Origin of the sequence: Bradyrhizobium sp. I71, assembly GCF_022354745.1 — a bacterium.
GTDB lineage: Bacteria > Pseudomonadota > Alphaproteobacteria > Rhizobiales > Xanthobacteraceae > Bradyrhizobium > Bradyrhizobium liaoningense.
This window is the reverse complement of the sequence record NZ_CP059398.1, coordinates 4,949,294-4,974,449: the sequence shown is the minus strand read 5'-3', so window position 1 is coordinate 4,974,449 and position 25,156 is coordinate 4,949,294. Positions and strand designations below refer to the sequence as shown.

At 64.7% G+C, this 25,156-nt stretch carries 22 protein-coding genes, 1 tRNA gene and 1 pseudogene; 8 read left to right on the top strand and 16 right to left on the bottom strand.

Annotation, left to right across the window (positions count from 1 at the left end):
• Positions 1 to 29 precede the first annotated feature (29 nt).
• From FJV43_RS23990 to FJV43_RS23975, 4 genes are all read right to left on the bottom strand, one after another.
• Complete coding sequence (locus FJV43_RS23990) at positions 30 to 395, bottom strand: response regulator (protein ID WP_007600538.1); 366 nt, start codon at positions 393 to 395, stop codon at positions 30 to 32.
• Positions 396 to 467: 72 nt separating this feature from the next.
• Entirely contained in the window at positions 468 to 941 is a 474-nt protein-coding gene (locus FJV43_RS23985; protein WP_239620020.1) for a chemotaxis protein CheW, read from the bottom strand.
• A 24-nt stretch (positions 942 to 965) separates the two neighbouring features.
• Positions 966 to 3,821, bottom strand: coding sequence for a hybrid sensor histidine kinase/response regulator (locus FJV43_RS23980; RefSeq protein ID WP_239621565.1), 2,856 nt, complete (start codon positions 3,819 to 3,821; stop codon positions 966 to 968).
• A gap of 197 nt (positions 3,822 to 4,018) precedes the next feature.
• Positions 4,019 to 4,672 carry a histidine phosphotransferase family protein gene (locus FJV43_RS23975; RefSeq protein ID WP_239621564.1) on the bottom strand — a complete coding sequence of 218 codons (654 nt, stop codon included), beginning with the start codon at positions 4,670 to 4,672 and terminating at the stop codon, positions 4,019 to 4,021.
• A 178-nt stretch (positions 4,673 to 4,850) separates the two neighbouring features.
• Between FJV43_RS23975 and FJV43_RS23970 the strand changes: the two genes are divergently transcribed.
• A complete protein-coding gene (locus tag FJV43_RS23970; RefSeq protein WP_239621563.1) occupies positions 4,851 to 5,681 on the top strand; it encodes a 3'(2'),5'-bisphosphate nucleotidase CysQ in 831 nt (276 codons plus the stop codon).
• Here the strand turns inward: FJV43_RS23970 and FJV43_RS23965 are convergent.
• On the bottom strand, positions 5,675 to 6,160 hold the full coding sequence (locus tag FJV43_RS23965) for a YHS domain-containing (seleno)protein (RefSeq protein ID WP_239621562.1): 486 nt from the start codon (positions 6,158 to 6,160) through the stop codon (positions 5,675 to 5,677). The genes FJV43_RS23970 and FJV43_RS23965 overlap by 7 nt on opposite strands.
• Before the next feature lie 138 nt (positions 6,161 to 6,298).
• Between FJV43_RS23965 and FJV43_RS23960 the strand changes: the two genes are divergently transcribed.
• From FJV43_RS23960 to FJV43_RS23950, 3 genes are all read left to right on the top strand, one after another.
• On the top strand, positions 6,299 to 6,904 hold the full coding sequence (locus FJV43_RS23960) for a DUF1134 domain-containing protein (RefSeq protein ID WP_035679986.1): 606 nt from the start codon (positions 6,299 to 6,301) through the stop codon (positions 6,902 to 6,904).
• Positions 6,905 to 7,024: 120 nt separating this feature from the next.
• On the top strand, positions 7,025 to 8,323 hold the full coding sequence (locus tag FJV43_RS23955) for a hypothetical protein (protein ID WP_239621561.1): 1,299 nt from the start codon (positions 7,025 to 7,027) through the stop codon (positions 8,321 to 8,323).
• A gap of 157 nt (positions 8,324 to 8,480) precedes the next feature.
• Positions 8,481 to 8,555 (top strand) — tRNA-Val (locus tag FJV43_RS23950).
• 282 nt (positions 8,556 to 8,837) lie between these two features.
• On the opposite strand, the gene FJV43_RS23945 is transcribed toward FJV43_RS23950, so the two are convergent.
• The 8 genes and pseudogenes from FJV43_RS23945 to FJV43_RS23910 form a co-directional block, all read right to left on the bottom strand.
• Positions 8,838 to 10,142: an HlyD family type I secretion periplasmic adaptor subunit gene (locus tag FJV43_RS23945; RefSeq protein WP_239621560.1), complete on the bottom strand. Its 1,305-nt coding sequence runs from the start codon at positions 10,140 to 10,142 to the stop codon at positions 8,838 to 8,840.
• Positions 10,139 to 11,902 (bottom strand): type I secretion system permease/ATPase, encoded by a 1,764-nt coding sequence (locus FJV43_RS23940; RefSeq protein ID WP_239629575.1) that lies wholly within the window; start codon positions 11,900 to 11,902, stop codon positions 10,139 to 10,141. The genes FJV43_RS23945 and FJV43_RS23940 overlap by 4 nt, the downstream gene beginning before the upstream one ends.
• Positions 11,903 to 12,086: 184 nt before the next feature.
• A complete protein-coding gene (locus tag FJV43_RS23935; RefSeq protein ID WP_239629573.1) occupies positions 12,087 to 13,559 on the bottom strand; it encodes a DUF839 domain-containing protein in 1,473 nt (490 codons plus the stop codon).
• A gap of 183 nt (positions 13,560 to 13,742) precedes the next feature.
• Positions 13,743 to 14,042 (bottom strand): annotated as a pseudogene (locus tag FJV43_RS23930) (calcium-binding protein); the annotation flags it as partial.
• Between the two features lie 383 nt (positions 14,043 to 14,425).
• Positions 14,426 to 15,103: a hypothetical protein gene (locus tag FJV43_RS23925; RefSeq protein ID WP_239621559.1), complete on the bottom strand. Its 678-nt coding sequence runs from the start codon at positions 15,101 to 15,103 to the stop codon at positions 14,426 to 14,428.
• A gap of 341 nt (positions 15,104 to 15,444) precedes the next feature.
• Positions 15,445 to 15,927: a transcription elongation factor GreA gene (greA, locus tag FJV43_RS23920; protein ID WP_239621558.1), complete on the bottom strand. Its 483-nt coding sequence runs from the start codon at positions 15,925 to 15,927 to the stop codon at positions 15,445 to 15,447.
• A 59-nt stretch (positions 15,928 to 15,986) separates the two neighbouring features.
• Positions 15,987 to 16,466 carry a hypothetical protein gene (locus FJV43_RS23915; protein ID WP_239621557.1) on the bottom strand — a complete coding sequence of 160 codons (480 nt, stop codon included), beginning with the start codon at positions 16,464 to 16,466 and terminating at the stop codon, positions 15,987 to 15,989.
• Positions 16,467 to 16,681: 215 nt separating this feature from the next.
• A complete protein-coding gene (locus FJV43_RS23910; RefSeq protein ID WP_239621556.1) occupies positions 16,682 to 17,020 on the bottom strand; it encodes a hypothetical protein in 339 nt (112 codons plus the stop codon).
• A 254-nt stretch (positions 17,021 to 17,274) separates the two neighbouring features.
• Here FJV43_RS23910 and FJV43_RS23905 point away from each other — a divergent pair, with 254 nt between their 5' ends.
• Positions 17,275 to 17,508: a DUF3551 domain-containing protein gene (locus FJV43_RS23905; RefSeq protein ID WP_239621555.1), complete on the top strand. Its 234-nt coding sequence runs from the start codon at positions 17,275 to 17,277 to the stop codon at positions 17,506 to 17,508.
• 390 nt (positions 17,509 to 17,898) lie between these two features.
• Positions 17,899 to 19,830 carry an AI-2E family transporter gene (locus FJV43_RS23900; RefSeq protein WP_239621554.1) on the top strand — a complete coding sequence of 644 codons (1,932 nt, stop codon included), beginning with the start codon at positions 17,899 to 17,901 and terminating at the stop codon, positions 19,828 to 19,830.
• A 100-nt stretch (positions 19,831 to 19,930) separates the two neighbouring features.
• Here the strand turns inward: FJV43_RS23900 and FJV43_RS23895 are convergent, their stop codons facing one another.
• Together FJV43_RS23895 and FJV43_RS23890 are read right to left on the bottom strand one after the other, a co-directional pair.
• The gene (locus FJV43_RS23895) at positions 19,931 to 20,449 is read right to left on the bottom strand and encodes a hypothetical protein (RefSeq protein WP_131869357.1); all 519 of its coding nucleotides are present in this window, start codon (positions 20,447 to 20,449) and stop codon (positions 19,931 to 19,933) included.
• Between the two features lie 38 nt (positions 20,450 to 20,487).
• Positions 20,488 to 22,035: an acetolactate synthase large subunit gene (locus tag FJV43_RS23890; RefSeq protein WP_239621553.1), complete on the bottom strand. Its 1,548-nt coding sequence runs from the start codon at positions 22,033 to 22,035 to the stop codon at positions 20,488 to 20,490.
• 263 nt (positions 22,036 to 22,298) lie between these two features.
• Here FJV43_RS23890 and FJV43_RS23885 point away from each other — a divergent pair, with 263 nt between their 5' ends.
• Both FJV43_RS23885 and FJV43_RS23880 read left to right on the top strand, forming a co-directional pair.
• Positions 22,299 to 22,877 carry a L,D-transpeptidase gene (locus FJV43_RS23885; RefSeq protein ID WP_061878977.1) on the top strand — a complete coding sequence of 193 codons (579 nt, stop codon included), beginning with the start codon at positions 22,299 to 22,301 and terminating at the stop codon, positions 22,875 to 22,877.
• 94 nt (positions 22,878 to 22,971) lie between these two features.
• A complete protein-coding gene (locus FJV43_RS23880) occupies positions 22,972 to 23,787 on the top strand; it encodes a DUF2927 domain-containing protein (RefSeq protein ID WP_239621552.1) in 816 nt (271 codons plus the stop codon).
• Positions 23,788 to 23,903: 116 nt separating this feature from the next.
• On the opposite strand, the gene FJV43_RS23875 is transcribed toward FJV43_RS23880, so the two are convergent.
• Positions 23,904 to 25,031, bottom strand: a complete 1,128-nt coding sequence (locus FJV43_RS23875; RefSeq protein WP_239621551.1) for a pyridoxal-phosphate dependent enzyme — start codon at positions 25,029 to 25,031, stop codon at positions 23,904 to 23,906.
• Between the last annotated feature and the right edge of the window lie 125 nt (positions 25,032 to 25,156).

Here is a 25,156-nt window from a genome sequence, read left to right as displayed (position 1 = left end):
AAGGATCCGTTCAGCCTCCGGGCGATCGCTCAGATAAGGCCGACTTCCTGGAATTTCGCCGTCACGATGTCCTTGTCGAACGGCTTCATGATGTACTCGTTGGCGCCGGCATGCAGCGCGCGCGCGATATGAGCGACGTCGTTCTCGGTGGTGCAGAACACCACCTTGGGCTGATCGCCGCCGGGCATGCGCCTGAGATGGCCGAGGAACTCATAGCCGTCCATCACGGGCATGTTCCAGTCGAGCAGCACCGCATCGGGCAGGCCGCGCTTGCAGGCCTCCAGCGCCTTCTCACCGTCCTCGGCTTCGAGGATCTGGAAGTCGAGGCCCTCCAGGATCCGCCGCGCAACCTTGCGGATGACGCTGGAATCATCAACGACGAGACAAGTGCGCATGTGAACCTCTGCTTCCTCCCCTTTTGCGGGGGCACTTCCAATTGCAAGTCCGTCGGCGACGATGCCGCCGTATCAGGCCGCCATCATCTCGGGTGCGAGCTCGAGGACGCGATCGACGTCGAGGACGACCATGAGCTGGCCGTCGAGGCGGTGGACGCCGCCGGCGAGCTTGGCCATGCGGGGGTCGAGGTTGACGGGGTTCTCTTCCATGCCGGCCTCGGGCAGGCGCAGCACCTCGCCGATCTGGTCGATCAGCAGGCCATAGGATTCGCCGCGCAGGTCGACGCCGACCGCCATCGGCACCTTGCCGTCCTCGGCCTTGGGCAGGCCGAGACGGGCGCGCATGTCGACCACGGTGACGATGCGGCCGCGCAGGTTCAACACGCCTGCGATCTCGCGCGAGGACAGCGGAACGCGGGTGACGCGCTCGGGCATGAACACGTCCTGGACGCGGGAGATCGGCAGGCCGAACAGCTGGCCGCCGATCATCGCGGTGACGTATTCGACCATGGCGCCTTCGCTGGACTGGGTCTTGTTGCTGGCCATAAGCCTATCTCCTGATCCCCTGGGTTACGCCGCGGCCCGGCTCAGCTCGGAAGCGCCGGCGGCGCCCGCGGTCTGCTCCTTCAGCGCCGCGATCAGCCCGGGACGGTCGAACTTGGCGACATAGTCGTGGAAGCCGGCCTGACGGCCGCGCTCGATCGCCGCCGGCGACACCAGCGCCGACAGGCCGATGATCGGCGTCGCGGCGAGGTTGTTGTCGGACCGGATCACTTCGGCGAACTCGAACCCGTTCATGTCGGGCATCTCGATGTCGGTCAGCACCACGTCGAAGCTCTGGGCGCGGAGCGCAGCTAAGCCCTCCTGCGCGGTCGGCGCGGTGCGGACGCGGTAGCCGGCGGCCTTGAGCACCGGAGCCAGCATGTTGCGGAAGAAGGCCGAGTCGTCGACCAGCAGCACCGACTGCGAATGCATCGACGGCTTCATCTCCTTGCGGGTGAACCAGTCGGAGAACGCCATCGGCAGGAAGTGGCCGACGTCGATCACCTCGGTGGCCTGGCCCTTGATCACGGCCGAGCCCAGGATGCCCGAACTTGAACCGCCGACCTCGATGTTGAGCCGTTCCTCGACGATGTCGATGATCTCGTCGACGACGAGGCCCATGGAGCGGCCGTCGTCGGCGAACACCAGGATCGGCTGGACGCCCTGGCTGGCAATGGTGACGCCTTCCATGGCCACCAGCGGCATCAGCTGCTCGCGGTACTGCACCATGTAGCGGCCGTTGCTGAACTCGATCTTGTCGGCCGGCAGCTCTTCCAGGCGGGTGACGAGCCCGAGCGGGACCGCCTTGGGCTGGGACGAGCCGGCGCGGAACACCAGCAGCGAGGTGGTCTGCTCGCCCGAGCCGATGTGATGGCCGGCCGCGTCCTCGCCCATGTCATGAGCCGAGGAGCCGGCGGCGCCGAGCGCCTTCGCAATGCCGTTGGGATCGATGATCATGATCACCGCGCCATCGCCCAGAATGGTGTTGCCGGAGAACATGTCGATGTGGCGCAGCTTGGTCGACATCGGCTTGACCACGATCTCCTCGGTGTGGAACACGCCGTCGACCACGATGCCGAAGGTCTGGCTGCCGACCTGGGTCACCACGATGAAGCCGTTCTCGGGATCGGAGGCCGCGCCGTCGTCGATCTTGAGCAGCTTCTTCAGGTGGATCAGCGGCAGCAGCTTGTTGCGCAGCCGAAGGACCGCGGTGTCCTTGATGCGCTCGATGCGGTGCTCGGAATTGGCGCGGGCACGCACCAGCTCGACCACCGAGAGCTGCGGGATGGCGAAGCGGTCGCCGGCGGCTTCCACGATCAGCGCCGAGACGATGGCGAGCGTCAGCGGGATCTTGATGGTGACGCTCGAGCCTTCGCCGGCCACGCTCTTGATGTCGATGGTGCCGCCGATCTGGTCGATATTGGTGCGCACCACGTCCATGCCGACGCCGCGTCCCGACACCGAGGTGATGGCGGCCGCGGTCGAGAAGCCCGGCGCGAAGATGAACTTGTGGATCTGGGCTTCGCTCATCTTCTCGAGCTCGGCCTCGGTGACGAGACCCGAGGAGATCGCCTTGGCCTTGATCTTCTCGGTGTTGAGGCCGCGGCCGTTGTCGGCGATGCAGATGATGATGTGGCCGCCCTCGTGATAGGCGGACAGGCGAATGGTGCCCTGCTCGCCCTTGCCGGCAGCCAGCCGCTCGGCGGGGGTCTCGAGGCCATGATCGGCGGAGTTGCGCACCATGTGGGTGAGCGGGTCCTTGATCAGATCGAGCACTTGGCGGTCGAGCTCGGTGTCGGCGCCGTGCATCTCCAATTCGATCTGCTTGCCGAGTTCGCTCGACAGATCGCGGACGATGCGGGGCAGCTTCTGCCAGGCATTGCCGATCGGCTGCATGCGCGTCTTCATGACGCCTTCCTGCAGCTCGGCGGTGACGTTGGAGAGGCGCTGCAGCGGCACCTTGAACTCGGTGTCCTCGTTGCGCCTCGAGATCTCCAGCAGCTGGTTGCGGGTCAAGACCAGCTCGGAGACCATGGTCATCAGGTGCTCCAGCGTATCCACGTTGACGCGGATCGACTGGTTGGCGATGCGGTCGCCCTCGGAGGCGCCCTCGTCGGCCATCGACTTCTTCGGCGCGGCCTTCTCCTTGGGCGCCTTCTCCTTGGCGGCTTCCTTCGCAGCAGGAGCCGGGACTTCGGCAGCCGGCGCGGGCTCGGCCTTGACTTCAGATTTGGCAACGGGCGCGGGCACCGGCGCTTCGATCGCGGTCTCGCGGAAGGCGCGCTCGAGCTCGTCGAGCGAGACTTCGCCCGGACGCAACGGACGCTCCAGCGTCTGCTCGATCAGCATGCCCGTGGTCAGCTCCTTGGTGGGCGCAGGCGCAGCGGCAGCCGGGGCTTCCGGCACCAGCGGCGGAGCCTCAGTGACGGGAGCAGCAGCACCGGCCGACGGCATCGGTTGCGCCGAGCCTGCCGCGATCGGCGAAGCCGACGCTGACATCGCCGCCATGCCCTGCTCGACCATCGCTTCCAGCTTGTCGATGAGGTCGCGGTCGTTGCCCTCCGGCTCGGCTTCGGTCGCCTCCAGGCCCGCCAGGATCTCCTTGATGCGGTCGATCGAGGACAGGATCACCGTCACCGCCTGCCCGGTCACCGGCATGCCGTCACGGAACTTGCCCATCAAGGTCTCGCCGGCATGCGCCAGCGCTTCGAGCCGGGGCAGGCCGAGGAAGCCGCAGGTGCCCTTGATGGTGTGGACCAGGCGGAAGATGTTATCCAGGATCTTGGCGTTGTTCGGCTCCTGCTCGAACTTCACCAGCTGATTGTCCACGGTGTCCAGGCTCTCGCTGGTCTCCGTCAAAAACTCCCGCAACAGATCATCCATGAAAACAGGCCTTCATACAGGAAGGGCGCGCACGAGGCGTGATGCGCCATTTCGGAATGGGACCAGCTTCACCGCAAAGCGTTTAATATTGGTTGAGTATGTGCAAAAGAACGGGACCAACAAAGAGATAAGGCGCCCCGGACAAGCCGAGGCGCCTCGTAAAGATTCGATTAAGAAGCCGGGCGCGACGCGTATGTTTACGAAGCGGAAACGATGATGGCTTCGCCTTCCGGCTTGAGCGTCACCGTGAGCCCGCAGGCCTGCGCGAGCAGCCGCGTATAATAAGGCTGGATCGCATGCGCATCCGCGGCGGGGCCACGCTCGCCGCTCAGGAGCTCGGCGATGTTCTGCGGCAAACGCGCATTGTGTCCGGTCGCAGTGATGCGAAAGCTCATCGTCTCGCCCTCGCCGATCGGGTCGATCGTCAGCATGCCGCCGCGCGGGATCGTATGCTGGGCGACGACCAGCATGTTGAGCAGCAGCTTGACGCGATTCTTCGGCAGCAGCAGCCGCGGCAAATTCCAGGTGATCGCGCACTTGCCGTCCTCGATGTGGCCGCGCGCCATGGTCTGGGCATCGCCGAGATCGATCTGCGCGCCGGAGGAGCCGGCGGCGCCGAAAGCAAGGCGGCAGAACTGGAGGCGGGCCGAGGCGGTCTTGGCGCTCTTGCGAATCAGATCGAGCGCGAACTCGCGGTCTTCGGGCTTGGGATCGTCGTCGAGCACTTCGAGCCCGTTGACGATGGCACCGACGGGGCTGATGAGATCGTGGCAGACCCGCGAGCACAGGAGCGCTGCGAGTTCGAGCATATCGGGAGCAGTAACGGGCGCGGGCGACGAGGCGTCAGACATATAAAGGGGTCCTGGAGGGTTCCTGGAATTGCACGGCGCTGGAGCCGCGAATCACGCATGCTTGACGGATGCTGTGGGTTCTAACATTCGCAAGCCCGCGGCAGCTAGCTTGCGATCGGCTCGGGGAGGCCATAAAGCGAATCAGTGGACGGGGAACGGAATTGCCGATGAATGAGGCATGCAGGTGATGCGGATCATCGACGGGGCGGCCGCATCCGGCCTGATGGAGCCGCTGACTGCGCTGGTGGTGAAGGCGGGCCAGGCGATCCTTGCCGTCGACCGCGCCGCCATGCGGATCGAAGGCAAGCAGGACGGCTCGCCGGTGACCGAGGCCGACCTTGCCGCCGACCGCATCATCGCCGACGGCCTGGCGCAGCTCGCGGGCGACGTTCCGACGCTGTCGGAAGAGCGGGCCCAGCTCGCCTCCCCGCCGTTTCAGGGCAGCTTCTTCCTGATCGATCCGCTCGACGGTACCAAGGAGTTCGTCGCCGGCCGCGACGAGTTCACCGTCAACCTCGCCCTCGTGACATCGGGCGAGCCGCTGCTCGGCATCGTCAGCGCGCCCGCGCTCGGCCTGCTCTGGCGCGGCATCGTCGGCCGCGGCGCCGAGCGGATGAAGGTCAACGGCGCAACCCTCGGGGCGGCCGAGCCGATCCAGACCCGCAAGCTGCCGACGCGAGGGGAGCCCTGGATCGCGGCGGTGAGCCGCTCGCATGGCGATCCCAAGAGCGAGGCGTTCATCGACGACAGGCCCAATGCCGTCCGAAGGACTATCGGTTCAGCCGTGAAATTCGGCCGGATCGCGGAAGGCAGCGCCGACATCTATCCCCGCTTCGGGCCGACCTCGGAATGGGATGTCGGGGCCGGCTGCGCGGTCGTGACCGCGGCCGGCGGCAGGGTGACCGACGGCAAGGGCGGTGAGCTCCGCTTCGGCCAGCGCAGCGACACCGGCTTCATCGTCCCCGAGTTCATCGCCTGGGGCGATCCGCAGGCGGTAGGCTGCTACTGACCGAGCTGTTCCTGGAGCGCCGGCCAGCGCTTGCCCACCTCATAGAGGAAGCGCTCGGGATTGGCGATGAAGGCGTCGCGATTGGCTTCCCGGCTGAACAGATAGAGCCGCTGCGCCACGATCGCGAAGAAATAGGGATTGCCGGCAACGGTGACGCCGCGGGCGATGTCCGCCGGGTCATAGCCGCCGAATTGCGGTCCGTAGATCTCGGGATGGGCCAGGAAAGAGGCGCGGTTGCCCTCGTTCCGGAAGCGCCAGACGGCGCCCCAGAGATTCGCCTCGAACTCCGCCCTCCCCTGCTCGGCCGTGCCCGTGACGAAATAAGCGACGGGGTCGAAGCCCTCGATGGCGACGCCGGTGAAGCGGTTGACGACGATCCGCTCGGTGGTGGCGGTCCATGCCGGCGCCCCCGAGCAGATGATCCAAATGCCGGCCAACAGGCAGACGCGGCGGCCGATCAAGGCAATTCCGGGGCGCAAAGGGCTATCTTCCTGCCGTTGTGCCGTCATAGTTGCTGCGGATAACATCCGAGTCGAGGGGACATCCGGCGCAACCTAGAGCCGTGCCTGTTGGCGTCAGGTTAAGGAAGCGACCGGATTCGGTACCAGGGGTTCTTTATGACTTTCGCATCACGCCTTGCTGCGCTCGCGCTTGCCGCGATGGTCGGCTGGATCGTGCCGGCTTCCGCCCAGCAGGCGCCGCCGCCCGACCTGCCGCCGCCGCAGCGGACCCCGACGCCCAGCACCTATGGGCCGGACGAACTCGTCACGGCCGGCCACCGATTCTTCGGCAACGTCTCGCGCGGGCTCGCCTCGATCATCGAGAAGGCGGTCAGCCAATGGGGCCTGCCCAACGGCTATATCCTGGGCGAGGAAGGCTCCGGCGCTTTCGTCGCCGGCCTGCGCTACGGTGAAGGCACGCTCTACACCAAGAATGCCGGCGACCTCAGAGTCTACTGGCAGGGCCCCTCGCTCGGCTTCGACTGGGGCGGCGACGGCGCCCGCACCATGACGCTGGTCTACAACCTGCCAGCCACCAACGCGATCTACCAGCGCTTCGGCGGCATTGACGGCTCGGCCTACATCATCGGCGGCTTCGGCATGACGGCGCTCACCGCGAACAACATCGTGCTGGTGCCGATCCGCTCCGGCCTCGGCCTGCGGCTGGGCGCCAATATCGGCTATCTCAAATTCACCCCGCGGGCGACCTGGAACCCGTTCTAAGGTCCACTTCCTCCCATCCACCTAGGGATCAAGGTTAACGACAGGCCAGGGCTGGCTTTTTGCCGGCCCCGCATGCATTGTCGTTGGTAAATTTTTCCTTAGCTCTGGGAGTTCTGGCCCATGGTCGAACCGATCATGTACCTGGCGATCGGTTTCCTGCTTTCGATGCTGTGCGGGCTCGCGATCGTGCCGCTGGTGCATAACCGCGCCGTGCGCCTGACCACGCGCCGGCTCGAGGCCGCCACCCCGCTGTCGATGGCCGAGATCCAGGCCGACAAGGACCAGCTCCGCGCCGAATTCGCCATGTCGGCGCGGCGGCTCGAGATGAGCGTCGATCAGCTCAAGAACAAGACCACGAGCCAGCTCGCCGAGCTCGGCAAGAAGAGCGACGCCATCAACCGCATGAAGATCGAGCTCGGCGAGAAGAACGCCACGATCTTCGCGCTGGAGGCGCGCGAGAGGGCGGTGAAGGAGCAGCTGCGCGCCACGGAGGAGGAATTCAACGCCAAGACCGAAGCCTTGCGCGCCGCCGAAATTGCGCTGGCCGACAAGCAGGCCGAGCTCGCCAAGATCAACTCCGAACTGTCCGACCGCTCGATGATGGCGGAGAGCCGCCAGGTCGAGCTCATCGCGGTGCGCGCGCAGATCGAGGAATTGAAGAGCCGCGTCGGCGATGCCGAGAAGGAATTTGCCGCCACGCAGGCGCGCCTGGCGCAGGAACGGACCGAATCCGAGACGGCCTCGCGCCAGCTCAGCGAGGCCCGCGGCCGCGTCGAGAATCTGAGCCAGCGCGTCACCGAGCTCGATCGCCAGCTCATCGTGCAGGTCAAGGAAGCCGAGATGCTGTCCGGCCGCGTCGCCGACCTCGAGGGACGCCTCGCCACGCAAGGCAAGCTGCTCGCCGAGCGCGACTATGAGAACAACCAGCTGCGCCAGGCCAATGAGAGCAACGAGCACACCATCAAGGAGCTGCGCGTCGAGATCGCCGCCTTGAGCGGCGGCAAGTCGTCGGCTGCAATGGAGTCGCTGCGCGCCGAGAAAGCCGCGCTGGAGGAGCAGCTGCGCACCGCACGCGACGAGCGCGCCAAGCTTCAGCGCGACATCAACGCGATCCAGCAGCAGGCGGAGAGCTCCTGGGCCACCGAGCGCATGGAGAACGCGCTGTTGCGCGAGCGCATCAACGACATCGCGGCGGAAGTCGCAAAACTCGCGATGCAGCTCGAAGGCCCGAACTCGCCGATCGAGGCCCTGCTCGCGGCCGAGGCCGGCCAGCCGGCGAAGCCGGCACCGCGCCCGGCCAACGACGCCAAGACGGGCGGCGCTCCCGCGGCCCGCCTGCCCGAAGGCGGCGGAACGCTCGCCGAGCGCATCCGTGCGCTCCAGTCCCATGCCTCCCGCGCCCGCCAGCAGGGCGCGTAACCGGCCCAGAATCCGGCTTCCGTTGCGGATCGCGTGACCTGCCGAAGGTTTTCCGCGCCCGCGGCGCCTGAAAACTTGACACCTTCGGCCCGCACTTCTAAATCGCGGGCTCCGATGTGACGGCCGGCCGAAATCCGGCCGCCTGCATGATGGTCCCGGGCGCATAGCTCAGCGGGAGAGCGTTCCCTTCACACGGGAGAGGTCCAAGGTTCGATCCCTTGTGCGCCCACCATCCATCTTCCTGCCACCCTGCAGTATCGAACGATCCCGGACAGTTGACGGGCTCAGTTTGCGCTTGCCGAGAGCGTTCCTGCAAAGTCGAAAAACAACCCCATGCACAGTAGGCGGCACCAGCCGGATCAATGGGTTACGCCTTTTCCGAATTCGAATTTGACTTGTCGGGCAAAACAGGGGCAGGATGGCATGATCAGGGGAGAGGGTCACCGGGCGGTCGATCGTGCCTGAACGGGCCACTCGCCTGCAGACCTAGCGGGCCAATTTGCATCGCCCCGCATCAACGCTCGCGGAACGCCCGGGCAACCTGGTCCAGGAGGGGTTTGGTGAAATACGACAGGATGCTGCGATCGTAGGTCTTGGCAAAGACTTCCGCCGGCATGCCGGGCACGAGCTTGACATTGCCGAGTCGCGCCAGCTCCTCGGGCAATATCGAGACACGGATGGTGTAGAAGTTCTGGCCGGTGCGTTGATCCGGCATCACGTCGGCGGAGATGCGGCTGACCTTCCCCTCGATCTCCGGCGTGGTGCGCTGGTTGAAGGCAGAGAACCGCAGGCTTGCCGATTGACCGACGTAGAGCTGGTCGATGTCGGCCGGAGAAACCTTGGCTTCCACCATCAACAGGTCGGCTTCCGGCACGATCAGCATGACGGGGTCGGCCGGGCTTACCACGCCGCCCACCGTATGGACGTTGAGTTGATGAACCACGCCGGCTTGCGGAGCGCGTATGTCAACCCGCTTCAGTTGATCTTCGGCCGTCACCTTGCGCTCGACGAATTCGCCAATCTTGCCGTCGATCTCGCGCAATTCCTTGGCAACTTCGCTGCTGAGGTCCTGGTCGATCTGCAGGATCTGCAGCTCGATTTCGGTGACCTTGCCCCGGACCTGGGCCGTGGAGGCGATCGACTGCGCCAGCTCGCCCTTGAGCCGCGCGGCTTCGCGCTCCAGGAGGGTGAGACGGTTTATCTGGACGAGATTCTTCTCCCAGAGCCCACGCACTCCGGTCAGCTCACGCTGAATCAATTCGATCTCTTCCGCCTTGGCCTGCTGCAAGGCAGCATAGCCGCGGATCTCATCCTCGAGCTGCGCGATTCGCTGGCGAAGCTGGGACTTCTGGCCGCGACGCGCGGTGGCGCGCAACTCGAACAGCTTACGTTCGCTGCCAAGCGCAACAGCGAATTCCGCAGAAGCGTTATCCAGCAGCTCCTGCGGAACGACGAGATGGTCGGCACCGTCCCGCTCGCTGGCAAGACGAGCCTTGCGGGCGCGCATCTCGTCCAATCCCTTCGTATAGATGGCGAGGCCGGCACGCAGGGCGGTTTCGTCGAGCCGCACCAATGTCTCACCGGCGCGGACATGGTCGCCTTCGCGAACCATCAGCTCGCCGACGATCCCGCCGGTGAGGTGCTGGACTTTCTTGACATTGGAGTCGACGACCACCGATCCAGCGGCGGTGACCGCTCCCGACAGCTCGGTTGTCGCGGCCCAGCCGCCGATGCCGCCGGTCAACCCTGCCGCCAGAATGATTCCGGCAAGCAGATGATGACGCATGCTGCGATCTTCGCCGTGTATCGCGGTGGTCATGTGGATGCGGCCGATTGAGGGACAACGACCTTGAATGGCGCGGCCGGCGGCCCGGCTTCCCGCCTCGCCAGCAGCGACTGCACTTCTTCCTTGGGCCCGAAGGCCTGCTGCCGGCCATGGAACATCGTCATCACAAAGTCCACGGCAGCCAGCGCGCTGGAGCGATGTGCGACGATGACGACGACACCGCCTCGGGCCCGAACGGCGAGAATTGCGCGCGTCAGCGCCTCTTCGCCCTCGATATCCAGGTTGGAATTTGGTTCGTCGAGCACGACCAGGAAAGGATCTCCATACAGCGCCCGCGCGAGCGCCACGCGCTGTCTCTGGCCCGCCGACAATAGTGCGCCCTGTTCGCCGATCTGGGTGTTGTACCCATCGGGCAGGCTGACGATGAGCTGGTGGATGCCGGCGGCATTGGCAGCGGCAAGGATCTGCTCCATCGAAGCATCAGGAGCAAACCGTGCGATGTTCTCGGCGATGGTACCCTCGAACAATTCGACGTCCTGAGGCAGGTACCCGATATGATTTCCCAGTGCGTCAGGCGACCATTGCTCGAGCGATGCGCCGTCGAGCCGGACAACGCCGCGTGATGGCCGCCATGCGCCGACCAGGGCGCGCACCAACGAGGATTTTCCCGAGCCGCTGGCGCCGACGATGCCGAGCCCGCTGCCTGCCTTCAGATGAAAGCTGACATCGGCAACAAGGAGCTTTTCCGATCCAGGAGCCGGGACGGACAACTTGTCCACGACGAGGAGCCGTTCCGGCGGCCGCAAAGGCAGCTTGTCGGCTGACGCCGGCAACGCCGACATGAGCCCGGTGAGGCGCTGCCAGCTTTGGGCAGCTGCGATGAAGTTCTTCCAGTTGCCGATCGTGACGTCGACGGGCGCAAGTGCGCGACCCGTCAGGATAGAACTGGCAATGATGATTCCGCCGGATGCTTCCTGTCGTATGACGAGATAGGCCCCGACTCCGAGCACGGCCGATTGCAGCATCATGCGCAGTATCCGTCCCGTGACGCCGAAACCTCCCGAGATATCGTTGGCGATCCTTTGCTGCCTGCGATGAGCATCGCCCAGCTTGCGCCATCGCTCCAGAAACCGAGACGACATCGACATTGCGATCAGAACTTCCGCGTTGCGACGACTGGCTTCCGCAAGGCGATTGCGTGCGGCGGCATAGCTCGACGCTTTTCGGACGGATTGCCGCGACAGTCGATCGGTGACCAGCGTCAACATCACCAGCACGAGTGCACCGCCGAGCGCCGTCACGCCAATCAGCGGATGGAAAGCAAAGCAGATGGCGAGGTAGAACGGCAACCAAGGCAGATCGAACAGGGCTGGCAAGCCAGGGCCCGACATCACCGATCGAACGGTGTCGACGTCGCGAACCGGCTGCAGCCCGTCTCCGCCGCCGCGTGTGCGCAGCGGAAGGCGAACCACCAGATCGTAGATGCGGTCACTGATGCGCCAGTCGATCTGGTTCCCGATGCGAACCAGCATACGGCCGCGAACCACTTCCAATGTACCCTGAAAGACGAACAGCAGGGCCGCAATGATCGTCAGGCCCGCCAGCGTGGATACGCTTCGGCCAGGCAGCACGCGATCATACACCTCCAGCATGTAGAGGGAGCCGGTCAGGCTGAGGATATTGATCAATCCGCTGAACGCTGCAATGCCCGCAAGGGCCGTGCGGCACGATCGAACGGCGGCACGCAGTTCCGATCCTGCATCCGTGGAAGGGCCTGCTTGCGTAGCCAACATCACACGCAATTACTCCGCGGCTTACGATGAGGTGATTGTCCCGAACCGATCGCCCTTCACCGAAGAAGCGATAAAACTGCTCCTAACTGTCGATGATTCATGACAGCCGTTTGACAATGACAGAGGTGCCGGCCGGGGAGCCGACACCTCCGCATTGAGCAACATCCTCGTCGGGCGACTGGCGTCAGACGAGATATTGGTGGATCAGTTGCAGCTGGCCGCCTTCGACGAGCTCCCCTCCCACGTTGAGGTGAGACTGGGTGTCGATCAGGTAGACGTTTTCCCCGGCGCTCCCGAGGATGTGCGAGACGTCGATGACGCCCGATGCCTCTTCGTCCTGGGTCTGGAAGTTCGCAGCTCCCGTAACGAAACGGCTCGGATCGTGCTCGGCAAGCTGTGTGAGCGAGTCGGTCGCAGGATCGTATTGCCAGACCTTGCCGAGGTGGGCGTTGTTGCCGACGTCCTCGGACAGAATGAGCTTGCCGTGCGAATCGACGGCAATGTTGTCGAGCATCTTCTGACCTTCGCTGCCGTTGAGCAGCAGCTTGATGGTGCCGCCGAGCTCGGGGTGCGACGCGTCGGTGAAGTCCAGCGCCCAGAGCTGGCTCGGTGCGTTGAACGCATTCGTCGACACGAAGTAGAAGCGGTTCGGGTTGAGTGTATCCCATGCGCCGTCCTCCGGCCGCAGGAAGCTCGTTACGCCCGCAGTCTCGCTGTCCGCGTCGATTTGCGCGCCGGTCTTGCCGCTGACGTCGCCGAGATCGATCATGGTGAAGGCGGACTTCTCGTCGGTACCCAGCGCACTGGTGCTGCTCGGCGCATTGTTCGCGGAACCTTCGAACTCGCCGACGTGAATTCCGAGCAGATGGCCTCCGGTCAGACCGGCCTTTTCGACGACATTTCCGGTCGCCTGCTTGGTGCCGGAATAGAAGTAGACCTGGCCGTTCTGGCCGTCATCCATCATGGCGACGACGGTCTTGTCCCCGGTATGCGCATTGGCGACCACGTTCTCGTAGGCCATGTTGCCGAGCCAGGCCAGCTCGTAGCTGTTACCGTCCTGGGAGCCGCCGACGACGTGAGCGAAGGCCCGTCCCTCGACACCCCCCTCTTCACCGGTGAGATACAGCCTGCCGTCGAAGCCGAGACCCGTCTGCGCATTGTAGAACGCGCCGGAATCGGCAAGGTCTGCCGAACAGAACCGGTTGAACGTCACCGGGCTGTTGCCGGCGTTGTGGTCGACATAGGTGCCGCCCTCGTACATCCAGACGTCATGGATGAGGTCCTTGCCCGAGACGACCTGCAGCGTCGTCTTGTCAATGACCCACTCCGACACGAACGAGCCGGTGCCGCCATGCGCCCGGGCAATTCCGGCCGCTCCGGGAAGCTCATGGTTCATCAGGACGGTGAAGGTGCCGTCGCCGTTGTCGAACGCGCCGAGGCCGTCGGGAATGCCGGCCATCTTGTAGCCGTTCACGCTGTCGCCGGTCGTCAGCAGCGACTCGGTATAGACGTGCGAATTGCTGCTGAGCAGGTAGGGCGTCTGTGAGCTCGAGGCGCCCGTCACCTCGTTGGAAAGAATGAACTGCTCGGCGTGAAGATCGGAAATGCGGGCATGCTCGATGATCAGCGTGTCGCCATGGCCGAGATCGATCTGCACGTGATGACCGACCTGGCGCGCGGAATTGATGATCGTCTGAAAGGATGGAATGCTGAAGTCGCGAACGTCGATGCGATCGCCCGCTTCAAGCCGCTCGATCGTGTCCACGCCCATGCCCTTGCGGAGCAGGAACTTGTCGTTGCCGTCGTCGCCGCTCAGATGATCCCGGCCTGCGCCGCCAAGGAGCAGATCCCGGCCGCGGCCGCCGTGCAGGCCGTCATTGCCATCGCCGCCGATCAGGGCGTCATTGCCGCTTTCGCCGAACAGCGCATCGTTTCCCTTGCCGCCGTCGATCCAGTCATTGCCGCGGCCGCCGAAGACGATGTCATTGCCGAGGCCGGCGACGACGGTATCATTGCCGCCGAAGCCAAGGATGATGTCGCTGTGGTTCGACCCTGGAATGGCGTCGTCTCCGTTGGTCCCGAACTTGATCTTTTTGAACGGACCGACGTGGCGATGATCGTCGTGGTGATTGTGCGACATGCTTGCTCCCTGGCTGTTTGGCTTGGTACTGGCACGAACGCTCCGTTAACCAACGGCTGTGACGTTGACACGACATTGATATGAATGGGCCATGCCTGCATTTGGCTCGAATGGACGATTCGGCGACCGGTCAGAGCACGGGTTTGCCCAGGCCGACGCCGAGGCCGCACAAGCGCAGTGGCGCAATGTCGCCGGTCAACTCCGCCCCAAGCCGCCCACGCCCGCAGGCTTGCGCGACGAGGCCGAAACCGATGCACGCGACTCTGTGGCCTGCCGGCATGCGGCCGTCGGCGGGGCACGCACCGCGAAGCCTGGGTTGCTTCGCTTCCGCCGTCGCTCGTCGAGCTATGGCGGACGGGCCGCTCGCAATGCCGGAGCAAGCCTCAAGCGGCCCTTGCCGGCCGCCAGGCCGCGTAGAGACCGACGAGGGTGCCGATGGCGACCAGCGCTGCCGCCAGCAATACCTGCAATCGCCCGTCATCGGTGGGACCTACGGACGACACGAGTCGGGTCACGATGACGAACAGCACGCCCACGGAGGCTGCAGCACCCAGGCAAAGATGGGCGAGCTCTCGCGTCAGGTTTCCGCCGAGAAGTCCGAGTGCCGTGAAATACATCGAGCAGGCGTTGGGATGAACGAACAAGGCGACGCGCGCGTAGGGACCGTAGGCGTGAAGAAGGGACTCGCATCGACGCAGCGCCGCTCTTGAGGCAACCCGCTGCAAAAGCGGCCTGAAAAAACGAGCCTGTCCGTAACTCAGAACGGCACCGACCATGATCGCCAGCCACGCCACGGTAAAAACGGAGAGATCCGCGGACTTCGGATTGAGCGCCACCGACATCAGGATGAGGGCGGTCCCGGGAAAATAGCCGAAATACGGAAAGATCGACTCCAGGAGCACGCAGACGAACATGAAGACCAGAAACCATGTTGAACCGGTCGCACCCTGGACGATGGCGTTCAAGTCGAAGAGGTTCGTCCTGTACAGGACGAGGTACATGCACATGGCCAGTCCAGCCAGCGCGTAAAACGGCAACGCTCCCGCCAGAAACCGCCTCATCCAGCCATCGCGCCCTGTCTGGCGGACACAGCGGAGACCATCGGCATCAACAGAAGACAACCGAAACGTCTCGCAGGCCGAATTCCGGCACGGCTGCCGGGGCTCTGCTTCCTTCGTGCTTCAGGTATCATGGTCTCCGTTCCGGACAGCTCTGGCGCGATGGACATCAGGTCGGGTCGACTTCGCGCCTCAGCTTCCTGTTGGCGCAGGATATTTCCGGAGAACCGCTTCGCGCTTTGCGCTAACGCGGACCTTCGGGTCCGGATCATGCTTTAGGCGAATGAGATTGCTCCTGTCGAGTGCCGTTTGCTCATGCGATTCTCGCCTCACCCTGAGCGCCGTTACGCAATCGACAAGATCTCGATCTCTTGCGCGCCTGCCCCCACGACGTCTCCGACCGCCTTTCCCATCAGCGACCTCGCGACCGGCGAGACGAACGAGATCGACCCCGCTTTCGGATCGGCTTCGTCCTCGCCGACGATGCGGTAGGTCTGCACGCGGCCATCGGTGCGGCTGAACGTTACCGTGCTGCCGAAGGCGACGACGTCGGTCGAGGTCGGATCGGGCATGACCTGCGCCGTGCGCAGCCTTTCGGTGAGATAACGGACGTCGCGCAAGGGCACGGCCGACTGCCGGCGCTTCTCGTTGACGTCATCGACGCGTTGCGCGGCTTCATAGGCCTCCCGCGCTTCGGCAAGCTGCGTCTGCAACGCCTTGTGGCCTGCTTCGGTCACGAGGTTTGGATGCGGCGAGATCGGACGATCCGGCAACAGCGTCTCGGACGCGGTTTCGGCGCTCTCTTCCTTGGTAAAGGCGACGCTCAATTGAAGATCCTGTCGAGCTGTTTTGGATGGCGGCGCCGCGCGCCGCCGATTGCACTGAACTATATCTCAAGTTCGACGAAACGGCGCAGCTTGAAGACAAGGTCCGGCATGGCTTGGCGGAACCGCGTTGCATTCTGGAACGTGGTCGAGAACGGCGCGAAGGTGAGCATGGCGTTCCAGTTCCGGAAGCCATAGACCGTGACCGAAACGCCAGAGCTCGGGAAATCCTCCAGCTTGCGCAGCTCGCCGAGCACGAGATCGGCGATCGCCTCCGCCGGCAGCAGGCGCTTGCCGTCCCGCGTGGTTGCGATTTGCGCGGGCGGCTCGACCGGTATCGTGGCAGCCGGCGCGTCATCGGGCGCGTTCCCGGCCGTGGCCGGTGCCGGATCGGAGCTGGACGTCTCGCCCGGCTCCAATCCATCCGCCGGCACAGTCGGCGGAACATCGGCGAGCGGTGCAAAACTGTCTGCGCGCCTGTTTCCTCCCAGGATGCCGCTGATCATCGCCACAAGGCCGGCGTCCTTCACCTCGTCATTCATTGCTCCCCCCGGGGCTTCGGCCTACTCTAGCACCGCTCCCGCAGACCGCCACCGGCGATGTGGGACCGGAAGCCTTCCGGCCAAGACCTCATTACCAATGACCTCATCACCAAGACCGGATTGGCAAGACCGTATCATCAACGCCGTATTCCAAGTGCGCCTCTCGATGGCACCGGCGGCACGACGTTCGATCGCGTCACGCCGCTTGCGATCCGCTACCGCTTGTCGAACGGAATATACTGCTGGTACTGCTTCGGCACTGAGCTGCGGTAGCGCGCCGGCACGGTGCCGGTGTCGATCGAATGATCGATCTCCTGCTGCCGGGTCATCTTCTTCTTCGCAGGCTTCTTCGATGCGCTCTTCCTGGCGTCGGTCGGCTGGCTGGAACTGTCGGTGGTTGCGCTTGGCGCTGTCGTCGTCGCGGCAGGCGCAGCGGTTGTCGCGGGAGGCGTAGCGGTTCCGCCGGCGGCCGGGGCACTTTGCGCCAGCGCAAGCGGCGTCTGCATCCCGAACAGCAGCGCGGCCGTCGCAGCCAGCAAATATGAATTCTGCATCAGAACCTCCAAAATGCCTGATCCGAATGAAGGCAAGCCTAGTCCCGCGGGATCGAGGCGTGCAAGTTCGTCGAATAGCCCGGAACCCGCGCGCGAACTGTGGTGGAGATCACATTGCCCGCCACCGGCTGCGGTCACGATGATCTCCCCTCGAACGCATCCGGCGTCGCGGACACCAATATAGGCATGACCGTGCATCAGACAGTCCAGCGGGAACGCCAAGCACGGCCGTTCCATCCTCGAAGGAGATTGAAATGCGTCGCACCATCCTCACCCTTGCATCGTTCGCGACCTTGATCGCCGCTTCAGTGTCGGCGGTCCCGGCCCAGGCCGCAAACGACAGGTACTGCCTGCAAGGCCGCCACTGGGGTTACCCCGGCAACTGCCAGTTCGCGAGCTACCAGCAATGTGCCGCCACCGCCTCCGGCACATCGGCCTATTGCGGCATCAACCCGCGCTACGCCTACTCGCAACCCTATTACTATTGACGAGGCAGCGGCGCGCGCACCACGCGCGCCCCCCTCGATCATACCGTTCTCTTGGTGACGGTCTGGGGCTGCTTAACCCGCAGATCGGGCGAACTTCGGACAAGGGGTCCAAGCGGGAACGGTCGGCCGCGGAGAACTGTGCATCGCGCACTTCATTGCCGCAGCCAGGAACCTTTTCAGCGCGGCGCGGTTGGCGTCGCGATGGCGACCGGAGTTCGGCCGCCACCCATGAAGACCGCGCGGACGAGTGCCCTGAGCGGCCGTCCTCTGCAGTGTCGTCCTGCGCCCTTGCAGCTGACATCGGTGCACGCTCAGCGGACGACGGGACAGGGACAGCAAATGAGGCCTGTAGCGCGACAGCCCTTCAAACCACGCACCACCGAAGAACTGATGGCGCTGCTCAGCGCAGTCGCGACCGCAATTCTGACCGTCATCATCATCTCGATGCTCTATTTCGGCCGGGATATCTTCGTACCCGTTGCGCTTGCTATTCTCCTCAGCTTCGTGCTGGCGCCGCTGGTCGGAATGTTGCAGCGCATCCGTGTCCCGCGGGGTTTGGCGGTCGTCAGCGTGGTCGTCGTTGCGTTCATGCTGATCTTCGCGATGGGAAGCCTTCTCGCCGCTCAACTGACGCAACTCGCGGGTGACCTGCCCCGATATCAATCGACGATCAGCGAGAAGATCCAGGCATTTCGGGATACCAAGGCCGGCAGGGGCACGCTCGAGCGTGCGTCCGACATGCTGAAGGATCTCAGCAAGGAGCTCGATAAACCGAAAGACGCCCCATCCGCGCGCAGCCCCGGCATGATCGCGGGCTCGAATCCCTCCGCACCACCGGTGCCGGTCGAAGTACGCCAGCCCGATCCCGGCGCGTTGGAAAGTCTGCGAACCTTGATTTCACCGCTCATTCATCCGCTCGCGACCACCGGCATCATCATCATCTTCGTCGTCTTCATTCTCATTCAACGCGAGGATCTTCGTAACCGCTTCATCCGGCTGGCAGGCTCGTCGGATCTGCAGCGTACGACCGCTGCGCTGGACGATGCAGCGAGCCGCCTCAGCAAGCTGTTTCTGACCCAGCTCATCCTGAACGGCGCATTCGGCGTGGTGATCGGCAGCGGCCTCTGGTTCATCGGAATTCCAAGCGCGATTCTCTGGGGCATCCTTGCGGCTGCGCTTCGCTTCGTGCCCTATGTGGGCGCCGTCATCGCGGCCGCATTCCCGCTGGCGCTGGCGGTCGCCATCGATCCCGGCTGGTCGATGCTGCTTTGGACTCTCGCTCTGTTTCTCGTCGTCGAACCGCTCGTGGGCCACGTCGTCGAGCCGATGGTCTACGGCCGCAGTACGGGGCTCTCCCCCGTCGCCGTGGTCGCGTCGGCAACGTTCTGGACAGCGCTTTGGGGACCGATCGGGCTCGTCCTCGCGACCCCCCTTACGATTTGCCTCGTGGTCCTCGGGCGGCATGTGGAGCGATTGGAGTTTCTCGACGTCATGTTCGGAGACCGACCGGCGCTTTCTCCTCCGGAAATATTCTATCAGCGGATGCTGGCGGGGGATCCCACGGAAGCGGCCGAAAAGGCCGAAGAGTTCTTGAAGGAGCGTTCGCTGGCTTCGTACTATGATGAGGTCGCCCTGAAGGGTTTGCAGTTGGCGCAAGCCGACGCCGAGCGCAATACGCTCGACCAGGAACGTCTCACGAAGATCAGGGACGCCGTCAGCGAATTCGCCGCCGATCTTGCCGATCAGGACGACCGGCCGCCGGCGAAGAGCAGTTCAACCACCGATGCCGAAGCATCGTCCGCGGTGGAAGGCGTTGCGGAGAATACCGCCAACGAACACTTGCCTTACCTCCGCAGGGATACTCTCCCGCCGGATTGGCAGGGTGAACACCCCGTCCTGTGCGTGGCCGGACGCACCCTGATCGACGAGGCGGCCGCGATCATGCTGGCTCAGCTCTCGACTGAGCACGGCCTCGCTGCGCGGGTCGAAGCGGCAGCATCGCTTTCCACGACGAACGTCTTTCGCCTGGATACGACGGGCGTTGCGATCGTCTGCCTGGTCTATCTCGATGCCCGCGCCGCGGCACACATGCGGTACTCCGTCCGGCGTCTGAGACGGAAATTGCCGAAGGCAACCATCATCCTGGGCTGCTGGGTCAAAGACATGGACCCGGCGGCCCTGGAATTGCTGCGCGAAGGCGCTAAAGCTGACCTCGTTGCGACGAGCATCGGCGAGGCCGTCAGACTGTGCATCGAAGCGACGGGGGCAAGGGAACACGGCCACGAAGCAGGGACGGATAAATCCACAACGGCTGCAGCGTGAGGCTGCCATCGATGTCGGCTCCGGGCGACAAGGGGGGACGCTGCCAGACGGAGCGACCTCCGCCTCATCCTCGAAAGCTGACCTTATGTGAGTACGCGTGCTACGGCGCGGCGCCGAGCCCGACCTCAGCGAGCCGCGCCGCGAACCAGCGCGACAGCGGCTGATCCACGATGCTGCTGACATACACTTCCGAGATCTTGACGCCTTGCATGTCCAGCACCAGCAGCAGACCGATCCAAAAGGGAAACCAGACATGCACGTCGGTCAGCGCCCGCAGCTTGTGCTCGTCGTGCTCGAGCGGCGTGTGATTGCTTGCCTTGCGGATCTCGATCGCGAGCAGATTGTTCGGGATCTCGCGCTGATGCACGACGACATCGGGGTAGATCGACTTGCCGAGATGGTCGTCGGTCGAGATGATGGTGCCGTGCGGCAGATGCAGCGTGCGCTCGCCGAGCCTGTCGTAGTTGCAATCGACTGACCAGCCCGGAAACTGCTTCTCCAGATGCACGGCGAAGCGGTGGGTGACCGCCCGCTCGCCGACGTCCTTCTCGAACAGGAAACCCTCGTGGGCGTAGAAGTCCTGGAGCGCCGCGATCACCTTGTTCAGCTCGGTCTGCATCGTGCCTCCGGGCTCGCGGCGCTTTGTCTGGTGACGTCCTACATCTGGACTTCGATCAGCCGCGGCCCAGGCTCGGCGACCGCTTCGGCCAGCGCCTTGTTGAACTCGTCGGCATTGGTGACGGCGCGGCCTGGCACTCCCATGCCCTTGGCCAGCGCCACGAAATCCAGCGTCGGACGGTCGAGCCTGAGCATGTCGTTGGCGCGCTGGCCGGGTTCGCCGGCGCCGACATTGTCGAACTCGCCGCGCAGGATCTGGTAGATGCGGTTGGCGAACACGATGGTGACGATGTCGAGGTTCTCGCGCGCCTGCGTCCACAGCGACTGGATCGTGTACATCGCGCTGCCGTCGCCGACCATGGTGATCACCTTGCGATCCGGGCAGGCGATCGCGGCGCCAATCGACAGCGGCGTGGAGAAGCCGATCGAGCCGCCCATGTTCTGGAGCCAGTCGTGCGGGGCGGCCGCCGCCGTCGGCGGGAAGAAGCCCCGGCCGGTGGTCAGGGATTCGTCGACCATGATTGCGTTCTCGGGGATCGCACAGGCGATCGCCTGCGCGATCGAGGCGAAGGTGAGCGCGCCGGTCGGCTTGACCAGTTCGGCCAAAGCCTGCGGCTGGACGTCCCTGGCGCTGGCCTTCACCGCGCCGGCGAGCGCCTCCAGCGCCGCGACCGAATTCTCGCCCCAGGAGGTCATGCGATGGACCTCGCAGCCTTGCGGCTTGAGCATGCTCGGCTTGTTCGGATAGGCGAAGAAGGCCACGGGATCGTCGGACTCGACCAGCACGATGTGACGGAACTTTGCCAGCATCGGCAGGGCCTGATCGATGACATAGTGGATGCGGTCGATCGAGAAACGGCCGCGGCCGCGCGCCATCTTGGGACGGAAGGTCGGGCCCATCACGGTGCAGCCGGTCTTGCCGGCGATGCGCTCGGCAAGCGCCAGGCCCTGCTCGCTCAGGGCGCTCCCGGTCATCAGGAGCAGCGTGCCCTCGCCGTCGCCGTGCAGGATTCTTGCGGCCTGCTCGACCGCCTGCGGCGAATAGCTCGCGCGTTGCTGCTCGGCCGGAACCTCGGCAATGCCGTCGGCCTCGTTCCAGGCGGTGTCGGCGGGCAGGATCAGGGTCGCGATCTGCGGCGGCGCGCTCTTGGCGGCGGCAATCGCCGCGGCACCGTCGGCGGCGACCGATTTGGCGTCCGGCGAGGTGCGGACCCAGGACGACATCGGCCGGGCCAGGCCCTCGATATCGGACGTCAGCGGCGCATTGTATCCGATATGGTAGACGGCGTGCTGGCCGACGATGTTGACGATGCCGGAGTTCGCCTTCTTGGCATTGTGCAGATTGGCAAGCCCGTTGGCGAGGCCGGGGCCGAGATGCAGCAGCGTCGAGGCCGGCGTTCCCTTCATGCGGAAATAGCCGTCGGCAGCGCCCGTCGCCACGCCCTCGAACAGGCCGAGCACGCAACGCATGCCCGGCACGCGGTCGAGCGCTGCGACAAAATGCATCTCGGAGGTACCGGGGTTGGTGAAGCAGACGTCCACCCCACCCTTAACCATCGTCCGCACCAGGCTTTCCGCACCGTTCATCCCAAAGCTCCCGCAACCGGCCATGTCCAGATATCCGTCCGATCAATCATTGTTCGCGCGTCCCGTCAAAGCAATAGCCGGCATCGCCGCCCTGCCCCGCGCGACGATGCGCCGGTTTGGCTAATGGTTTTCGGCAAATTGTGGTTGCCGATTTGGTAACGCCGATCGTCAAGCATGGCATCCCTCACGGGCCCGTGGCTTGCGGAATGCCTGCAAATATGGCCTGTGGCATTCATTGAATCGATTTCTTTCTGGGGGAGACAATGATCCGGTTTTTTGCCGCGCCGATCGCCGCCATCGCACTGCTGTCGGCCACGGCGGGTGGCGCGTTCGCCGAAGAGTTCGACACGCGCGACATCATGGGTGGCGGCCCGAACTTCTTCCGTTCCGGCGCAAATCCCGTTCCCCGCACCACCGTCATGTACAACGGCAACTACGCCCCCGGCACCGTCGTCGTGAACACCAGCGAGCGCAGGCTCTACCTGGTTCTCCCCAACGGCCAGGCCCTGCGCTACGGCATCGGCGTCGGCCGCGACGGCTTCCGATGGGGCGGGGTGCACAAGATCACGGCCAAGAGGGAATGGCCGGACTGGACGCCGCCGTCGCAGATGCTGGCCCGCCGGCCCGACCTGCCGCGCCACATGAAGGGCGGCGTCGACAATCCGCTCGGCGCCCGCGCGATGTATCTGGGCTCGACGCTGTACCGCATCCACGGCTCCAACGAGCCGGAGACGATCGGCCAGGCGGTCTCCTCGGGCTGCTTCCGCATGACCAATGACGACGTCACCGACCTCTACAGCCGTGTCGCGGTCGGCACCACCGTGGTGGTGCTGAACAACTGAAGCGAGACCGGGGGCTTGAACGCGACGGAACCCGCAGGGCGCGTGAATTTGCGGACTTGTGTGCGCGAGGCGAATGCGGCAGCGTCGGGCAACGATGAACGCATTGACTCCGTCCTCGCCCGCCCTTCGCTTCGCCCTATTGGCGCTCGCCGCGTTCATATTGGTGCCTGACACCGCCTCCATGGCTGCCGCGGGCGAATTGCCCGCGGTCTCCTCGCGCCAGCGCGCCGAGAAGAAGAGCTTCACCGACGGCGAGATCATCGAAGGCTTCCTGAAGACGGCATTCGGTGCCGAGTATCACCTCGCCGGCCGCGTCGACCGCATCCGCAAGTTCGACGGGCCGGTGCGCGTGTTCGCCGAGAGCGACCGCGCCGACCGCAAGACGCAGCTTGCGAGAGTGGTGAGCGATATCGCCAAGCGCGTGCAGCATCTCGACATCGCCATGACAGACACCAACGAAGCGGCGAATGTGCGGGTCAAGCTGGTGCGCGACCGCGATCTCTACCGCACCCTCACCAGCTTCTACGGCGCCGAGAAGGCGCGCGAGATCCGCACCTCGCTCGACCCGCAATGCCTGTCCGGCTTTCGCAAGAACGACGATTTCGAGATCGAGCATTCCGATGTCATCCTCACCGTCGACAACGGCGATTTCGTCTTCCTCGACTGCGCCTATGAGGAGCTCCTGCAATCGCTCGGGCCCATCAACGACACCGCGAGCGTGCCGTGGACCATGTTCAACGACAACGTCTCGATGGGCTATTTCGACGTCTACGACCAGTACATCCTCAACCTACTCTACGATCCCCGCATCAAGGCGGGCATGACCGTGGCCGAGGTCAAGGCGGTGCTGCCCGCCGTGCTCAAGGATGTGCGCGCCTGGGTGAAGCGGGTGAATGATCTGAAGGAGTGAGGCGCCCACCCAAACGCTGAAGTCGTAGGATGGGTAGAGCGAAAGCGAAACCCATCGAGCTGCTGCGACGGCGGCGAAGCTGATGGGTTTCGCTGCGCTCTACCCATCCTACTGCCCTACTGCACCAGATCGGCGACGGTGGTCGCCGCCTTCAGGCCCGTGCCGGTGAGGACCGCGACCGTGGTCTCGGTCGCCTTGATGGCGCCAGCGGCTGCGAGCTTGTCCAGTGCCGCCGCCGCGCTGGCGCTGGTCGGCTCGGCGAACAGGCCCTGTCGCGCGAGGCGGCGCAGCGCGGCGACGATCTCGTCCTCGGTGAGCGCGACGGTGCCGCCACCGCTCTCGCGCAGGGCGCCGATGATCTCGCGCAGGCGCAAGGGATGCTTGATCGCAGTGCCTTCGGCGATGGTCTTGTGCGCCTCGCGCGCGACGGGCGTATCGACGCCGGCCTTGAAGCTCGCATCGATCGGCGAGCAATTCAGCGGCTGCGCCGCGAACAGGCACGGCAGCTTCGATATCTGCCCGGCCTTCAAAAGCTCGCGGAAGCCGAAGGCGCAGCCGAGCAGGCTGCTGCCGGCGCCCACGGGAACGATGACGTTGTCGGGTGCGCGAAAGCCGAGATCCTCCCAGATCTCGTAGGCGAGCGATTTGGTGCCTTCGAGAAAGAAAGGCTGCCAATTGTGGCTGGCGTAGAATGTCTGGCTCGACTGGCGGATGGCCTCGGCTTCCGACTCCTCGCGTGGCCCTTCGACGAGTTGCACCTCGGCGCCATAGGCCCTCACCTGCGCGATCTTGGCCGGCGACGTGGACGCGGGCGCGAGGATCTTCACACGCATGCCGCCGGCGGCGCCCAGCCCTGCCATCGACGAGCCGCCATTGCCCGACGAGTCCTCCAGAATGGCACCGACACCGATCTGCCGCAGGAAAGACAGCATCACGGAAGAGCCGCGGTCCTTGAAGCTGCCGGTCGGGTTGAACCATTCGAGCTTGAAGAAGGGGCGCTGATCCCCCCAGGCCTGCTGCACCAGCGGCGTGCAGCCTTCGCCGAGCGTGATCGGGTTCACGATTTCGACCGGCAGCGCCGCCCGGTAGCGCCAGAGCGAGCGCGTGCGGCTATCGATGTCCTCGCGCGAGATCCCCGCCCCCGGCGTGATCAGCAGCGGCGTGCGCTCGTCCGAGCACCAGCGCGGCTGGTCGAGCGGATAGAGCTGTCCGTTGCGGGGGTCGATGTAGCTGGCGGCGGGCATTGGGGGTCTCCAAGACAAGGACGATCTGCGATCGGACGGATGACACGTTTAGTCCGGGATTCGGCGCGGGCCGAGCGGAAGGATGCTCAACCTCTTGAAAACATGAAAAATACAAATATTTCAAT

Bases quoted from the DNA above. Each gene is read 5' to 3' on its own strand.
- FJV43_RS23990 (WP_007600538.1), bottom strand. From the start codon at position 395: ATGCGCACTTGTCTCGTCGTTGATGATTCCAGCGTCATCCGCAAGGTT.
- FJV43_RS23985 (WP_239620020.1), bottom strand. From the start codon at position 941: ATGGCCAGCAACAAGACCCAGTCCAGCGAAGGCGCCATGGTCGAATAC.
- FJV43_RS23980 (WP_239621565.1), bottom strand. From the start codon at position 3,821: ATGGATGATCTGTTGCGGGAGTTTTTGACGGAGACCAGCGAGAGCCTG.
- FJV43_RS23975 (WP_239621564.1), bottom strand. From the start codon at position 4,672: ATGTCTGACGCCTCGTCGCCCGCGCCCGTTACTGCTCCCGATATGCTC.
- FJV43_RS23970 (WP_239621563.1), top strand. From the start codon at position 4,851: ATGCAGGTGATGCGGATCATCGACGGGGCGGCCGCATCCGGCCTGATG.
- FJV43_RS23960 (WP_035679986.1), top strand. From the start codon at position 6,299: ATGACTTTCGCATCACGCCTTGCTGCGCTCGCGCTTGCCGCGATGGTC.
- FJV43_RS23955 (WP_239621561.1), top strand. From the start codon at position 7,025: ATGGTCGAACCGATCATGTACCTGGCGATCGGTTTCCTGCTTTCGATG.
- FJV43_RS23945 (WP_239621560.1), bottom strand. From the start codon at position 10,142: ATGACCACCGCGATACACGGCGAAGATCGCAGCATGCGTCATCATCTG.
- FJV43_RS23940 (WP_239629575.1), bottom strand. From the start codon at position 11,902: ATGTTGGCTACGCAAGCAGGCCCTTCCACGGATGCAGGATCGGAACTG.
- FJV43_RS23925 (WP_239621559.1), bottom strand. From the start codon at position 15,103: ATGAGGCGGTTTCTGGCGGGAGCGTTGCCGTTTTACGCGCTGGCTGGA.
- FJV43_RS23915 (WP_239621557.1), bottom strand. From the start codon at position 16,466: ATGAATGACGAGGTGAAGGACGCCGGCCTTGTGGCGATGATCAGCGGC.
- FJV43_RS23910 (WP_239621556.1), bottom strand. From the start codon at position 17,020: ATGCAGAATTCATATTTGCTGGCTGCGACGGCCGCGCTGCTGTTCGGG.
- FJV43_RS23905 (WP_239621555.1), top strand. From the start codon at position 17,275: ATGCGTCGCACCATCCTCACCCTTGCATCGTTCGCGACCTTGATCGCC.
- FJV43_RS23900 (WP_239621554.1), top strand. From the start codon at position 17,899: ATGGCGCTGCTCAGCGCAGTCGCGACCGCAATTCTGACCGTCATCATC.
- FJV43_RS23895 (WP_131869357.1), bottom strand. From the start codon at position 20,449: ATGCAGACCGAGCTGAACAAGGTGATCGCGGCGCTCCAGGACTTCTAC.
- FJV43_RS23890 (WP_239621553.1), bottom strand. From the start codon at position 22,035: ATGAACGGTGCGGAAAGCCTGGTGCGGACGATGGTTAAGGGTGGGGTG.
- FJV43_RS23885 (WP_061878977.1), top strand. From the start codon at position 22,299: ATGATCCGGTTTTTTGCCGCGCCGATCGCCGCCATCGCACTGCTGTCG.
- FJV43_RS23880 (WP_239621552.1), top strand. From the start codon at position 22,972: ATGAACGCATTGACTCCGTCCTCGCCCGCCCTTCGCTTCGCCCTATTG.
- FJV43_RS23875 (WP_239621551.1), bottom strand. From the start codon at position 25,031: ATGCCCGCCGCCAGCTACATCGACCCCCGCAACGGACAGCTCTATCCG.